General features: G+C 60.7%; 12 protein-coding genes. 8 read left to right on the top strand and 4 right to left on the bottom strand.

From position 1 onward, the window contains the following. Positions 1-15: 15 nt before the first annotated feature. Together ACYBHZ_RS10440 and ACYBHZ_RS10445 are read left to right on the top strand one after the other, a co-directional pair. Complete coding sequence (locus ACYBHZ_RS10440; RefSeq protein ID WP_460274215.1) at positions 16-747, top strand: hypothetical protein; 732 nt, start codon at positions 16-18, stop codon at positions 745-747. Next, positions 744-1,553: a capsular polysaccharide synthesis protein gene (locus tag ACYBHZ_RS10445; protein ID WP_460274216.1), complete on the top strand. Its 810-nt coding sequence runs from the start codon at positions 744-746 to the stop codon at positions 1,551-1,553. Before ACYBHZ_RS10440 ends, ACYBHZ_RS10445 begins: the two co-directional genes overlap by 4 nt. Here ACYBHZ_RS10445 and ACYBHZ_RS10450 read toward each other — a convergent pair. Then, positions 1,550-2,662 (bottom strand): glycosyltransferase 61 family protein, encoded by a 1,113-nt coding sequence (locus ACYBHZ_RS10450; RefSeq protein WP_460274217.1) that lies wholly within the window; start codon positions 2,660-2,662, stop codon positions 1,550-1,552. The genes ACYBHZ_RS10445 and ACYBHZ_RS10450 overlap by 4 nt on opposite strands. A gap of 240 nt (positions 2,663-2,902) precedes the next feature. Here ACYBHZ_RS10450 and ACYBHZ_RS10455 point away from each other — a divergent pair, with 240 nt between their 5' ends. The 6 genes from ACYBHZ_RS10455 (at position 2,903) to ACYBHZ_RS10480 (ending at position 10,723) form a co-directional block, all read left to right on the top strand. Next, complete coding sequence (locus ACYBHZ_RS10455; protein WP_460274218.1) at positions 2,903-3,712, top strand: hypothetical protein; 810 nt, start codon at positions 2,903-2,905, stop codon at positions 3,710-3,712. Between the two features lie 20 nt (positions 3,713-3,732). Then, complete coding sequence (locus ACYBHZ_RS10460; protein ID WP_460274219.1) at positions 3,733-4,383, top strand: sulfotransferase family protein; 651 nt, start codon at positions 3,733-3,735, stop codon at positions 4,381-4,383. Positions 4,384-4,424: 41 nt separating this feature from the next. Further along, entirely contained in the window at positions 4,425-6,221 is a 1,797-nt protein-coding gene (locus ACYBHZ_RS10465; RefSeq protein ID WP_460274220.1) for a glycosyltransferase family 2 protein, read from the top strand. Between the two features lie 92 nt (positions 6,222-6,313). Next, positions 6,314-7,678, top strand: a complete 1,365-nt coding sequence (locus ACYBHZ_RS10470; RefSeq protein ID WP_460274221.1) for a hypothetical protein — start codon at positions 6,314-6,316, stop codon at positions 7,676-7,678. Further along, positions 7,678-8,409 carry a hypothetical protein gene (locus tag ACYBHZ_RS10475; protein WP_460274222.1) on the top strand — a complete coding sequence of 244 codons (732 nt, stop codon included), beginning with the start codon at positions 7,678-7,680 and terminating at the stop codon, positions 8,407-8,409. The genes ACYBHZ_RS10470 and ACYBHZ_RS10475 overlap by 1 nt, the downstream gene beginning before the upstream one ends. Continuing rightward, positions 8,399-10,723, top strand: coding sequence for a sulfatase-like hydrolase/transferase (locus ACYBHZ_RS10480; protein ID WP_460274223.1), 2,325 nt, complete (start codon positions 8,399-8,401; stop codon positions 10,721-10,723). Before ACYBHZ_RS10475 ends, ACYBHZ_RS10480 begins: the two co-directional genes overlap by 11 nt. A 2-nt stretch (positions 10,724-10,725) precedes the next feature. Here ACYBHZ_RS10480 and ACYBHZ_RS10485 read toward each other — a convergent pair whose 3' ends face one another. The 3 genes from ACYBHZ_RS10485 to ACYBHZ_RS10495 are packed head-to-tail and all read right to left on the bottom strand — an operon-like array spanning position 10,726 to position 15,019. Continuing rightward, the gene (locus tag ACYBHZ_RS10485; protein ID WP_460274224.1) at positions 10,726-11,937 is read right to left on the bottom strand and encodes an efflux RND transporter periplasmic adaptor subunit; all 1,212 of its coding nucleotides are present in this window, start codon (positions 11,935-11,937) and stop codon (positions 10,726-10,728) included. Positions 11,938-11,941: 4 nt separating this feature from the next. After that, positions 11,942-14,308 (bottom strand): ABC transporter permease, encoded by a 2,367-nt coding sequence (locus ACYBHZ_RS10490; RefSeq protein ID WP_460274225.1) that lies wholly within the window; start codon positions 14,306-14,308, stop codon positions 11,942-11,944. A gap of 3 nt (positions 14,309-14,311) precedes the next feature. Beyond that, positions 14,312-15,019 (bottom strand): ABC transporter ATP-binding protein, encoded by a 708-nt coding sequence (locus ACYBHZ_RS10495; RefSeq protein WP_460274226.1) that lies wholly within the window; start codon positions 15,017-15,019, stop codon positions 14,312-14,314. Positions 15,020-15,074 lie beyond the last annotated feature (55 nt).

Genomic DNA, 15,074 nt, shown 5'->3' on the forward strand with positions numbered 1-15,074 from the left:
GACAAGGTCAAGCCCATGCCTCTCTCTTTTCCAGTGTTGCAGCGGCCGCTTTTGCTGCACATCCCCAAGACTGGCGGGACATGGCTCAATGACATGATCCGCACGCAAAACCCGATCCGGCGCAAGCTCAGGATCAAACGGTTGGGGCATGACTTCACGCTGGATGATATCGACGCGCAATTCGGGGCCGACGCGCGTTTCGGGTTTGTGTTCCGTGACCCGGTGTCGCGTCTCCATTCCGCTTTCGACAGCCGCAAGAATTTGAGCCAGCCGACGCGCTATATTCCTTGGCGCGAGGCGGAAACGCGGTGCTTTTCCACCTTTGAGACCTTTGACGAGCTGGCCTGTGCTTTTGACGGGAGGGATGCCGCGCGGGCGAGTGAGGCGGAACTGGCGCTCAAGAACGTCCGTCACTTCTATCGCGGCCTCACGCATTATTTTGGCAGTACCGATCGTTTGAATTCTGCCTCTTCGCGGGTCATTATGTGTCTGGACACGGCGCAGCTGTCTTCGAACCTTGATGAGGTCGCGCGGGCGTATCGCCTGCCGCCGTTCCGCAAGGCGCCGAAAGCTCGCAGCCATTCCTCGGCAAACTTTCGAACCCCGCTTAGTGCGAAGGGACGAGACATCCTCGCGGCACGGCTGACCGATGAATATGCGCTCTATCATCTGTGTCAGGAGCTGGAGCAACGCTTGCATGGCAGAGGTGCGGGCGCGGGCGGCGACGGGAAAAAGGATAGGGCATGACGATTTATTCCATGTGGTATCAGGGGCTTGAACAGGCCCCGGATTTCGTGCGGCGCATTCACGATATCTGGCTCCGAATGAACCCGGAGGAGGAAACCCATGTCGTGACCGGCGAGGAAGCCGATGACATGATCTCGGCAGAAGGCATTGATCCGCAAAAGCTCAGCATGCAAATCCGGGCCGATATCGTGAGAGCTGTGCTTTTGGCGGAGCGAGGCGGCGTCTGGCATGATGTTTCGCTCATTCCTTCTGAGCCGATAGATCAATGGCTGCCGCAATGTCTCGATCCCGAAGGTTTCTTTGCGTTCCGCAATCCCGGCGCGGATCGTATTGTCTCAACATGGTTTTTGGCGGCGAAGGCAGGGCATCCTCTGATCAGTGCATGGCGAGATTCCTGTGTTGATTACTTCCGCACGCCGCGCCTCGTGTCGCGTGAGGCACCCTATTGGGTCCGTTTCAAAAATCGTCGCCGCATCCGGCGTGATCCGGCCTCTTTTTGCAGGCCGGAAATCGCCGATGTTACGAAATACTATCCCTATTTCATCATGCACTATCACTTCGCATGGCTTGTCGAGACCCGGCCAGATTTGGCGGAGGCTTGGGCGCGCGTCCCGGATATTCCGGCAGCCGGGCCGTTGAAACTGCAGTCGGTGATTGCGAAAAGCGAAGGGCAGCTTGCGGAAGATGCGTTGAGCGCGTTTTTGACATCAGCGCCCGTTCACAAAATCCGCTGGAAGAAAAATTCGGAATTCTATGATGCTGCGTTGGCGCAGCTTGAACGGGATCTCGATCGGCGGGGGGCTTAATCCGAGAGGTCGGACGCCTGAAGATTTGCGCCGAGTTTTTCGGCCAGAAGCTCGCGTTCTGCGGCGAGATCACCGGTGCTTGGATTGGTCCAATCTGTGGCTGTGCCAATATAGCCCGCCTCCGCCAGAGCTGCGCCAAGCTTCGTAAAGTCCAGCTCGGAATAAAGCTCGCTGGATTGCGTCTTGCTGCCTTCAACCTGATAGTATCGGCCATTCAGGGCATCGATGACATTGACCTGAACTTCCGCGAACCATTTGTATTGCGACAGGTAATCATCGAGCACATCGGCCGGGCGGCGTTGAATGATTGCGAGCCGGGTCTGCGGACGCGCGAAAAACGCCGCCAGATGCAGGGCGGAGTTGTCGCTGGAAATGATCGTGTGGGCGGCGGCGTACTGGGCGGCCTGAGCCTCAAGGTCATGGGTCTGAGGGTGATAGATGTGATAGCCTTCCGCCTTCAGGAGGGCCTCTATGCGGTCCTCTGCCAAATACCGTCCACGTTTGGAATACAGCTCGGTGCGCGAGATATAGATTTTCTCCGGCCCCTCGGGCTGCGCGCGGTCGGCCAGAACCTTGTGGATGTGGTCGCGAAACTCCGGGCTTCCGGTGATCATGTCGCCTGTGCCAAAAGCCTGTGGCGCCAGTACGAGACGCTCGACGCGGGTCGGAACTTTTATACCTGCCATCTCTCCGATACCGCCCGAAAACATATCGATCATCGGTTGCATGGGGCGGAGGAAACGGTTCGGCCAAGTCGGATTTTTCTTCATCAGGAAGGCGACATTCTCGACCTCCGGCATAACGCTTCGCGCCCAGAGCCTTGATGTAGACTCTAGGAGCGCATGGCCGAAGTGCTGATACAAAAGTCCGCCAAAGAGCCATGATCCCTTGAGCTCTTCCTCTGCTTCGGGCGGTGGGCCCTTGGGCTCGGTGGTTGTGGCCGCAGAGGTGTTGCGAAAGCACTGGCTGATGGGTTGGTAAACGCCGTTTGCGTCATAAACGCCAGCGGGGCGGGAAATGCCGCGCTTGCGTCCTTCTCCCCAAGGCACGATGAGCGCATTTTCAAGGGTGATAATGTCGCCGGTCAGGGAGGTCTGGGGATCGAACACGGAAGGGGCTCACAACTCATGAATGTCTCGCAGAGACTAGCAGATATCGCGTGGCGTGCAATCGCGTTGGGCGGGCGCGTGAGAACCGGCAAACTGCGGGTTTCTCATGATTTCTTTGGGGTTTCACCCTTGCGAGACCGTGCAGGGCGATAGACAGGCTCCGGGCCTTGCGGTAAGCTTTCCGGGAAAAGGGCGCAGACCCTGTTCACATGGTCAACCAGGGCAGAGATTATCATCAATATGGAACTGAACCGTCGTCCCGTCGCCTCCCTTTGGATCGGCGAGAAGCTGCAATATCTCAATCAGCTGTGTCTCAAGTCGCACTTGCGGCATGGCCATCCCACGACGCTTTATTGCACCGATGAGGTGACGAACGCGCCGGAAGGCGTGGAAATTCGTCCTGCCTCTGAGATCATGGATATCGACATGAGCGTGGTTGAGAAGACCTCCGCCTCCTTTCTGTCGAACGTGTTCCGCTACAAGATGATCCAGAAGACCGGCGCGATCTGGATCGACTGCGACGCGTTTTGTCACAAACCCTTCCCGGACGAATGGGAGCATATCTACGCAGGCCACGGCATGCGCGGGGCGCTGAACTGTGGTGTGGTCGGCATCCCGCAGAAAGGCGAGCTGATGGATCAGCTGCTCGACTATTACGAAAACCTGCCCGACTACCCGGCGTGGTGGAACAAGAACCAGCGCAAGAAGATGGACCGTCTCGACCCGTCGATCCCGCTGCCGGTGCGGATCTACAAGACCGAGCGCACGGCGTTTGGTCCGCAGGCCTTCACCTATTTCGCGCAGCAGACCGGCGACATCAAACATGCGATGACCAACGATGTGCTTTACCCGGTGCCGTTCCAGCTCAACGATATTTTCTACGATCCCTACGGGCGCGTCGAAGGCTGGTTCACCGAGAACACGATCAGCGTGCATCTCTACACCAACGGCACCAAACCGTGGTGGCGCAAGAACGTGCCGCTGGAAAACTCCTATGCCGACCGCATGTGCAAGGAGGTGGGGATCGACCCGTCTCTGGCATTGGAGTAATCGAAGGACGAGACAGCAGGATGCCAATTTTCACCCGTGGCGATGAGCGGATTTATTTCGCTCATATCCCCAAAACCGCAGGCAGTGCGATCTACGTGCTGTTCCTGCGAAACGGCTGGTCTCTGTCGAATGTGGAGACCGGTTTGGGGCCGCGCCGGATCGGGCATCGGCTGCACAAGGAGTTCGGTATCACGGATATCCCGATGGAAGGCGAGCGCGGGAATTTCCCGGACTCGATCCAGCATGCCACGGCCGATGTCTGGCAGGCATGGGGGCCGTTTTCCGACAGTTTCGCCGTGGTGCGAAATCCGGTGAAACGGTTCGAGTCTGCGATGAAATACCAATACAGCCTGCACAAGCGGCATAAGACTTTGGCAGAGTTCCGCGACGCCCAGATCGACAAGATCAGCCGTCGTCATGATAAGAAACCCTCTGCGATCAATGTGCATTTCCGGCGGCAGGTAGATTTTGTCACCCCGGACACCCGGATCGTGGCATTCGAGGACGGGTTCATGGCGAAACTGGCGGAGATGTATGGTCTCGAGAACTCTGAGATCGAAAAGATCAACGCCGCGCCAAAGAAGATCGATCCCGTATTGACGCCGGAGGTGGAGGACTGGATCCGCGACTTCTACGCACCGGATTTTGCGCGTTTCGGCTACGAGACATAACATCCGGGACCGAGCAGCCCCGAAAGATAGGACGAACAGACGTGCAGCATTTGAAGCACAAAAGCCCCCACGGCACGGTGATGGCCGTGTCGATGATGAAGGACGAAGCGCCCTATCTTTTGGAGTGGTTCGCCCATCACATGGCGGTCGGGTTCACGGATATTCTCGTTTACACCAACGATTGTAGCGACGGCACCGATGACATGCTGATCCGGCTTGAAGAGCTGGGGCTGGGTTATCATCGCCGCAACGACATCCCCGAAGGTATCAAGCCGCAGCCTTCCGCGCTCAACTATGCGCAGGATGAGCCGCTGGTGGGGGCGGCGGATTGGGTGCTGGTGTTTGATGCCGATGAATTCCTCTGCATCAAACATGGCGATGGCACGCTGGACGGAATGCTGACGGAGGCCGAAGAAAAAGGCGCGAACGGTATCGTCATCACATGGCGGATTTTCGGGTCGGGCTATGTCGAGGACTGGTCGCGCGATCCGGTGACCGAGCAATATCTCTATGCCGCGCCGCCCTTGTGGAACAAGGGCTGGGGGGTGAAGACCCTGTTCAAATTCGACCCGGAATATTGGAAGCTCGGCATTCACCGCCCGAAGATCAAGAACAAACACCTCAAAGACGGGTTCCCCGACACGGTGCATTGGCTCAACGGTTCGGGCGAGCCGATGGAAGATTATTTCAAGTTCCGCGGCTGGCGCTCGATCCGCCGCACGCTGGGCTATGACTGGGCGCAGATGAACCACTACGCGGTCAAGGGCATCGACGCCTATGCGATCCGCAAGTTCCGCGGCAACGTGAACAACAAGAAAGATAAGTACAACGCGGATTACTGGGCGCTTCAAGACCGTAACGAGGTCAAAGACGACTCGATGCTGCGCCACGCCAAGCGCCGGGCGGAGATCATGGAAGAACTGCTCAAAGACCCGGTCCTGAACAAGCTGCATTTTGCGGCGCTCGAACGCGTTGAGGCGCGGTTGAACGAGTATAAGCAAACCGAAGCCTATGCCGAGATGAAGCGTGGCCTGATCGAGGCGGGCAAGGTGCCGATCAACAAGGTGGTCGCGAAACCGCCACAAGCGCGCGATCCGGCCAAGATCGCGGCGCTGATGAGCGAGGTCGAAAAGACCGCTTCCGACAAGCCGAAAGAAGAGCGCCGCAATCCGGTTGCGGATGGCTGGCATGATGATTTCCTGCCGCCGAAAGTGAAGCTTCAGGACAATCCCTATATCGACGTGGTGCAAAACCACGACCTCATGATCCCCGCTGACGCTGCGGTCTTTGGCCCTGATGCACTCGATCAGATCGCGGCGGGAAAATATGCCCGCCGGCACATGCGGTTTATTGCCGGGCAATTGCAGGCGGGGGATCGTTTTTTGAACGTCGGAGGAGAAGCCGGAGTCGTGCCGTTGCAGGCGCTTCAGAACATCCCCGACCTGATCGCCATGGCGCAGCACAGCCGCCCCGACATCGCTCGCGTGACCGAAGGTCTCGCCGCGCGCAACGGGTTGATGGACAGCTCGCGGCTCAAGGTGACCGACGGGCCTTTGGTCTTCGAGGCGGACGGTCCGGATGAAGCGCGCGGTTTCATGGCCTATGTCGGAAATTTCAGACCGACCGTGCTGCGGGTGTGCGACCGCGATATCACGCCGGGCGTGCTGTCTGCGCTTGACCTGAAACGCCTGCGCCGGATCATCCTGCCGATGGAATTGTTCTGCGAGGACGCCCCGGAAGAGGCCTATCGCGCAGCGCTTGAAAAGATCGGCTATCGCCAGAACGAGGAGTGGCTGGATCGCGGCATGTTGGTGTTTGATCGTCAAAGCGTTTCTTAAATCTATCCCGCGTGACAGGGGGCAAGTTTCCGGATTAGTCTGCAAGCAAATTTCAATAAGGGCAGCCAATGTCTTCTGACGAATTTAGGCATATGAAACAAAGCGGCGCCGGAAACGTGCTTTTGCGCGCGCGCAATGGGGATGTGATCCGGTTCGATGAGACCGGGTTGATCTTGAAACTGTCCGATCAGGTCGTCGATGACTTGCGCAGGCGTCTTTTTGTGCCGATGGATGCCGAGGTGCTGGGCGATCTGGATGCATGGAACCTGCGCCAGATGGGCGATTGGATTTTCTTTGATGCAAACCTGCCGGGCGCGGATGGCCCGCGAGGCTATCGCCGTGCCGTAGAGGGCGGGGCCATTTTGGCGGAAACGCCGGGGCCTGTTTTGGGCGTCTTGAGCCTTGGCGGGGCGCGCCGGACGCGCGCCATCTCCGGGCAGGGGGCGTATCCCTATCATGTTGTGGCGCCCGAGGATGACATCGGTGCGGTCGGCATGGCCGGGATCGAAGACGCCTCTGAGACAGTCCGTGCCGAAGGGCTGCGCGAGCAGACGCTCGATGCGCTGATGGCGGAAGAGCTGCTGCGGCTTCGGCAAAAGGCGGGCCGAGGTTTGCCGCTCATTGTGGCGCGGTGTGAGACCGACCGCGCGGCCTCTCTTGCGGCGCTGGCCTCGGGCAAGGCCTTCGACAATCTGATGCGGGCCGCCGCCAATCTCAAAGCGCTGGCTGTGGCCCTGAACAAACCCGCAAAGCTCGCCGCGCTCAGCATTGATTTCGCGCTCGAAGACGTGCTGACGCCCGAAGAGGACTTCGCCTCTGCGATGCGCGCATTGCTTGAAAAACTCGCCAAGGCTTTCTGGGAGCAGGACCTGCGCCCGGTGCCCGCTTTGATGTTGTTCGACACCACGGCCCGCGAGACCGGGCGGGATCGGCGCAAGGCGCAATGGCAGCTTGCCGTTTATGGCGGCGAGATGGGACCAATTTTCACCCTGCCGAGCTATGCGGTCGAGATGGACGACACCCTACGCCCGACAGAGGCGGGAATGCGCCAAAGGGCGCGGACCGAAGCAGTTGCCCTGTCGGAGATGGAGGCCGGGCGCGGCTGGAACTGCCCGGTGTTCCTATTGGCGGAATGGGAGGATACGCGCGTGATCCGGCTGCGCTCGAACGCTGATGCGCCGCTGGTGATCGACGGGGATGATCCGTTCGGAGCTGGGCCGGATCATGGGCTGGTGATCGACGGGCCGGAGGGGGCTTTGGCGATTGCCTCGGTCACTGTGGATGCGGGTGAGCCGCGCGATCTTCTGATCGCGTTGAAAGACGACGCTCCGCGCAAAGGGGTGATGCTGCGCTATGCATGGGAGACGCCCGGAGCGCTGCGCGACAGATGGACTGCGCCTTATGGCGGCGAGGTGAAGCGATGGGCTCTGCCGACCGAGCTGGAGGTGCATGGCTGATGCTTTACGTCGATATGGACCTGCCGCAAGGCGCGTTGCTGCCCGATCTCGACGCGGCTGAAAATCCCGGCGGCATCGTTTTCGATGCGGTGGATTTGCTGTGCGAGGGTGAGGTCGTAACTGGATGGCGGGATCAGACAGGGACGCGTTTGGCGCGCCCCTCGATCCCGAATGAGGGGAATGCGCGCCGAGACGTGCTTGGAGAGCGTCCTGTCCTGCGGCTTCGCGACGGCGTGAACTGTGGCTTTGCGCTGGAAGAGCTGGCGCTCGCACAGCCCCGATTTAGCGTGGCGGTGATGTTTGCCTCGCCCGTGGGGCGCGCCAGCACGCTGATGACGCTGAACCCGCGCGAAGGGCGTGATTATCTGTTCTTGTCGGAGGCCGACGGGGCCGTGGAGTTGAAATTCCGCGATGGGGTTGCGGGCCTGTCTCGCCCTTGCCCGATGTCTGAGGGCGCTATGACGCTGGTCTGCGCCTCCGTGGATGGTGGCAAAATGAAACTGGCGGTGAATGGCGAGGCCCCCGGCGGGCTGGCCGTGCCGTCAGGGCTTGAGACCGGGTTTCATGATTTATTCATCGGCTGTCGCAGCGATCGCGCCGGGATCGTCAAAACTCTGGGCGAGGCACAGATCGCGCGGGTCTGGATTTGGCCGGGTGAGGATATTTTCGCGGGTGAGGCCTATGGCAAGCTGATTGCCCAATGGCAAAAGGAGGCGACCTATGGGCTTTGATCGCGATAGCGTCCGGGGCGACAATCTCTGTGTCATCTGGATCGATGACATGATCGACATTTTCACATGGCGCAATGCTTTCGGGATCGAGATCAAGACGCCCAATATCGACCGGCTGATGGCGCGGGGGGCGCGCTTCGCGAATGCCTATGCGACCGTGCCACTCTGTGCGCCTTGCCGCGCGGAACTTGCCACGGGTCTGTCGCCATTTCGCACCGGGCTTGTGGATCTCAATCGGCTCTGGCGCGATGTGCTGCCCCCGACGGCGGCGTGGCAATACGACCTGCGCCGGGCGGGGTTCGAGACCTTCACAACGGGTAAGACCGACGGCAATTACAAGCCGATGCCCGAAGACTACAAACGCCTGTTGTTCCATCACGATGTCGAAGCCAGCGACAAAGGCGGGCGCAAGGGCGTTAAGGATTACCTCAACGGCAAAGGGCCGGGGGTGGCGGGGGTCAATCACCCGAATGACGACGGCGCGCAGGACAATAAGTTTTATGACTTCTGGGTGGCGCAGAACGCCATCGACCATCTGGCGAAGATCGACCCGGCGCGGCGGCACCTGATCCAGCTTGGGTTCAAGCATCCGCATTACAATCTGGTGACGCCGGACCGGTTCTATCAGATGTATGATGTCGAGAAGATCACCTGGCCGGAGATCGCAGCAGAAGAAGATTACCACGGCCCGCAGCCCGGCATGGCGGTCTATGAGCTGGCCTATATCGTCAACGGTCAATGGACGCCGGAGAAAGCGGGGGACGAGGGCTGGCGGCAAGTCGTGCGGGCCTATTTCGCGGCCTGTTCGCATGTGGATCACGAGATCGGGCGGTTCTTGGATGCGCTGGAAGCATCCGAGATCGGCGACAAGACCACGGTGCTTTTGCTGTCTGACAACGGCTTCAACCTCGGCAATCATGACAGTTTTCACAAGATGAGCCAATGGGACAGCGCCGCCCATGTGCCGCTTTGCGTCTGGTCGCCTCGGATGGAGCAGGGCACAGACGTGGCCCTGCCGGTCTCGCTCCACAATGTGCCGAAAACCATCATGGATCTGGCGGGGCTGCCCTACCGGCCCGACTGGGTGTCGGGGCAGAGTCTTTTGCCGCTGATCGACGCGAGCTTTGGGGATTTCGACACCACGAAATCACCGATCACCTGCGTGTTCGGCACGCTCTCCGTGCGGCCTTCGGTCGAAGGGCTGAGCCAGTATCGCTACTTCCGTTACCCGAACGGCGAAGAGAATGTTTATGATCTGGTCGCGGACCCCGGGGAGACCACGAACATCGTGGAGACAGCACCTTTGGAGCGGCTGCGCGAGGAGCTTGTCAAAGGTGCGCTCGACTTAGGACTCGACCTGCGCGGTTTCGAGAACCCCGCTGACGGCGTGAACGCCATGATGGCGGTGGACGGCACGGTCGTGATGGCCGGGGGGCGGGGCGACAACGATTACTGGGCTTACGGTTCGGACGCAGAGAAGATCGTCGAAGAGAAAGATGGCGGCACCGACACGCTTTGGTACATGGCGGGGCCGGATGATTACGTGCTGCACGCGCCCGCCAATATCGAGAAAATCCGTATTGCCACGGTGGTGTCGCGCAATGAAACCGCCAATGAGGACGGCTCGCGCGATGGCAAGCGCCTGCGCATCGTCGCCCATCCCGACAGCCCGATCGAGTTTGAAACCTCCGAGCGTGTAACCATCGAGGTGCAGGGCTCTCTCGGCGATGACGTGATGATCGGGCCGAAATACGCGGGGGCGGAATTCCATGGCGGCGCGGGCAACGACCGGCTGATCGCGCGCTCGAAACGGCGCAAGGATCGCAACCGGTTCTTCGGCGGCGCGGGCAACGATTACCTTTGGGGCGGCGGCGGGCATGACCATCTCGATGGCGGCACGGGCGACGACGAAATTCACGGCAACGCCGGGAACAACACGATCATCGGCGGGCATGGCAACGATGTGATCTATGACGGCGAAGGCGCCTCCGAGATCGACACGGGGCCGGGACGCAACCGGGTGATCTCGGATGAGGGCGATGACACGATCCGTGTCGGTACGGGGGAAAACACCCTGACGGGCGGGCCGGGCAAGACAACCTATGTCATCGCCTATGGCGGGCTGACCCGGATTACGGATTGGCATTCGGGTGTGACGATTGATCTGTCGGACTGGCCGGGTGAGCCCGATCTACGCTCTGTGGCCGATGATATTCATCTCCGACTGGGCGCGACTGTGGTGATTTTAGAAGGGGTGCAGGATGTGTCAGCGGTGATGCGGAGCGTGACCATGCCCTCGGCTGAAGCGAACTAGCCTCAAAGACTGTCCCGATCCACGATGCTCACCCCGTCCGAAATCGTATCGGCGGGGTGGGGGATCACCTGATCGCCTTCGCTCAGACCGAAGCGCACCTCGACCATGCGGTCCGATTGGTGGCCGATCTCGATGGTCCGCAGACGGGCTTTGCCGCCGTCATTGACGAAAACCGCCCAGCCAGCGCCTTCCCGGAACATCGCGGAGACCGGCATCATCAGCACATCATCGGCCTCCCATTCCACGACTTCGAGGAACACCGAGTATTGATGGCCGAGGCCGGGGCGCTCCTCCGCGGGGGTGATCAGATCGAACACGGCAGAAACGCGCTGTTCTTCGATGCCGAGCGAAGAAGTGTGGGTTTCGGCTTCGGGGGCGAGGCTTTTGAGGCGGGCTTCCAACGCGGGCGTGCCGCCCCAGCGTTCGACATTGGCGCGCGCGCCGATTTTCAAGCCCACCGCGTCCGAGGACAACAGATCCGCCTCGATCTCCAGATCGGTGACATCGCCGATCGACAGGAGCGACGAGCCGACCGACACCGCATGTTCGGACACCTGTGTGATCGACAGCACCTTGCCTGAAGTCGGCGCGGTCAGGGAGACGCAGCAACTGTTCCCTGTGACGTCTTCTGCGCCGGGTTCAATCAGCGCAGCTTGGGCGCGGGCGAGCGAGGACTGCGCCATCTGCACATTCGACACGGCGGCGTCGCGGGCTGCGTTCTGGACGGATAGCACCTGTTGCGCGTCTTCCAAGGCGGTGACCGAGGAGACGCCTTTGGTCACAAGCGCCTTGGTGCGTTCGAACTGGCTTTGCGCGTAGGAGAGTTCTTCTTCGGATTGACGCAGTTGCGCTTGGGCCAGATCGGCGGCGGCTTCGGCCTCACGCACGGCGGCTTCAAGCTGCACCCGGCTGCGGGCATCTATGAGGGACGGTGCGACGGGTTCCACCTGTGCGACGACGGTGTCTCCTGCCACGACCGCGTCGCCTTCTTCGACCGGGGAGCGTAGGGCGGTGCCGGCGATGGGAGAGGAAATCTCGTAGAGGTTGCGAATACGGGTTTTGCCGTCCGCGTTGATCGTCACTTCCATATGGCCGCGTGTGACCTCGGCAAGGTCCACGGCCACAGGATGCTGGCGAAACGCGATGAACAGAAGCGCAGCGACGAAGGCCGCCACGATCAGGGTCAAAAGCGATTTGCGGGATTTCGAAGTCATCGTGTCACTCCCGGGTTTTCATCACGGAGACAAGGTCAAGTCGGTCCACGCGTTGCCGCACCACCATGACGGAGACGAGCGCAGTCGCCAAGACCACGAGCGAGGCCGTCGCATAGGCAGCAGGCGGCAGGACCATCGGAATATTGTAGAGATCGGAGGTAAAGCTCGCGGCCATCAGCTCGCCCAGCCCGTAGCCGATCAGCCAGCCCATCGGCTGCGCCAGCGCCGCAATCAGCATGATCTCTCCGACCAGCACATAGGAGACTTCCCAATTCGAAAAGCCCAGAATGCGCAGGGACGCCAGTTCGCGGGCGCGCTCGGACAGTTGAATGCGGGCGCTGTTATAGGTCAGCCCGACGGTGATCAGCACGGCAACGATCACAAACAGCCCGTTCATGATCGAGATATTCTCATCCACCGTGGCCTGAAACGAGGCTTTCATATCCGTCACTCGCACCGCGCCGGAAATCATCGGCGTGTCCTTGATCGCCTTGTTGAACGCCGCATCCTCGGCGGGATCAAGCGTGACATTGGCGACGGAGATTTGCGGGATGCTGCGGGTCAGGCGGGCCATTTCATCGCGGGTCATATAGGCGCCGAGACCGAAGAACTGCTCGGTGATCCCCGCCACCGGAAGCGTGTAGGTCTCCCGCCGCCCGGTCATGAATTCGACCTCGACCAGATCGCCGGGCGCGAGATCGAGCACCTCGGCGACGCGGGTGGTGATCAAAAGGCCGGTGCCCGCCGCCTCGACCACATGGCCGTCCTCGTCGATGGAGCGCGCAAGCGTCGCGCCCTTGCCACGCGTGATGATCGACAGTTGTTTTTCCAAATGGCCGTGGCGCAGTTTGACGGCGGTATAAAGTTCGCCCTCGGCCTCGATCACACCCGGCAGTTCGCGCACGTCCTCAAGGGCGGACAGCGCGCGGTCTTTGGAGAACAAAAGCGCCGTGTCTTCGCGGTTCGACTGGTTGAAGGCGACGTCGGAAATTTCCTCCATCGAATAGGAAAAGAACCCGACCGCGATCATGATCGCCACCGCCAGCGACAGGCCAAGGGCCGAAAGCGCCGCACGCAGGGGCCAACGGAAAATCGAGCGCCAGATCATCATCGAGGGCTGGCTGAGCTGCGCCGAGGCCAGCATCCGGTCGAACAGCGTGCGCTTGTAGCGCGGCGGGGCGGGGGGCGACATGGCGACGGCGGGCGGCAGCCGGGCCGCCCCCATCGCGGAGCGCAGCGCCCCGGCTCCGGCGGTCAGAAGGGCGAGGAACCCGGAGATCGCATAGGCGTCATAGGAGACGTTGAAGATCAGGTAGGGAAATTTGAAATACTGCGCATATTCCCCGGCCATCCAACGCGCCGACATGCCGCCGGTGATCCAGCCGATGACAATGCCGAGAACCGCGGTGAGCCCCGCCATCAACACATAATGCGCGGCGATGTGCAGGTCGGTGTAGCCAAGCGCTTTCAGGAGGCCGATTTCGGCGCGTTCCAATGCGATGATCCGTCCGATCACCATATTCACCAGAAAGGCGGAGATGCCAAAGAATACAGGTGGCAGGATGGTGGCCATGTTCTTGAGCTGTTTGATCTCGGTCGCGACAAAGGCGTTTGAGGCCTGATCCACACGGCCATAGGCCCCGGTGCCGCCGTAAGGCGACAAAAGATCGTCCAGCGCGTCGATCACCCTGTCTTCATTGGCGTCCCGCGACAGGGAGAGCGTGACGGTGTTAAACGCGCCCGACATGTCGAAGGCGGAGGCCAGCATGTGCTGCGGCATCCACATCACGCCGAAACTTTCGTCGTCCGGCATGAGAGAGCCGGGGCCGATGGCGTAGACGAATTCGGGCGAAAGCGCGGTGCCGGTGATCGTCAGCGTGCGTTTCTGCCCCGACATCAACGCATCGAACGTGTCGCCCAAGGCAAAGCCATTGACCTCTGCGAAAGGTTCCGTGACCAGCACCTCGCCGCTCGCTTGCGGATCGGGCAGGCGACCGGAACGCAGGATCGGCAGGTTGAGCACGGGAAGCGCGCCATTCTCCGGCAGGCTGAGCGCCAGCCCCGTCGCCGATTTCACCCGGCCCGGAATGTCGAGCATGAGATATTCCTGCACCCGCGCTTCTGCGGTTTGCACGCCCTCAATTGAGGCAATCTCGGTCAGGAGCGGGCGCGGGGCTTTCTCGGCAGCGGCCCAGACATCGGCGAATTCATTGCGCTCGTAGAAAGCTTCAAGCGTGTCGTCCAAAGCCCGGTACATGCCGAAGGCCGTGAGAAGGATCATCACCCCGCAAGCCAGAACCAGAGCGATGGCGAGCGACTGCCCCCAAAGCCGCTGGAAATCACGCAGGAGTTTCTTGTCGAGCGCATGCATGGCTCACCACACGATCTCGGAGGGTTTGACGCGGGTGTCATTGGTGGCGACAGAGGAGATATTGCCGTCTTGAAACCGCACCACCCGATGCGCCATGGCCTGAATGGCGGCGTTATGGGTGATGACGATGGCGGTGGTTCCCAAATCTTCGTTGATCTCGCGGATCGCTTCCAGAACCTGAACCCCGGTGGAACTGTCCAAAGCGCCGGTGGGTTCGTCGCACAGCAGCACCTCGGGCCGTTTCGCGATGGCGCGGGCGATGGCGACGCGCTGTTGCTGCCCGCCCGACAGTTCGGCGGGGAAGTGGTCGATCCGGTCCCCCATTCCGACGCGTTCCAACGCTTCTGCGGCGCTCATCGGATTGGGGGCGATGTCGGTGACCATCTGCACATTCTCGCGCGCGGTGAGCGAGGGCACGAGGTTGTAGAACTGAAACACGAAGCCGACATGATCGCGGCGGTAGCGCGTCAGCGCGCGGTCCGACAAAACGGTCAGATCGCGTCCGCGAAATTCGACCAATCCGGAGGTGGCATGATCAAGCCCGCCCAGAATGTTCAGAAGCGTCGACTTGCCCGACCCGGACGGCCCCAAAAGCACGGTCAGCTCTGAGGCAAACAGGTCCAAATCCACCCCATCCAGCGCCCGCACTTCCGTGCCGCCGGTGTGATAGGTTTTGACCAGTTTATCGGTATGAAATACCGTCTCCGCCACAGCGCACCTCCCAAATCCGGTGCCCAGTTTAGGGCATTTCTCATGCCCCGCCTTG

The organism is Celeribacter sp. ULVN23_4 (genome assembly GCF_054788345.1).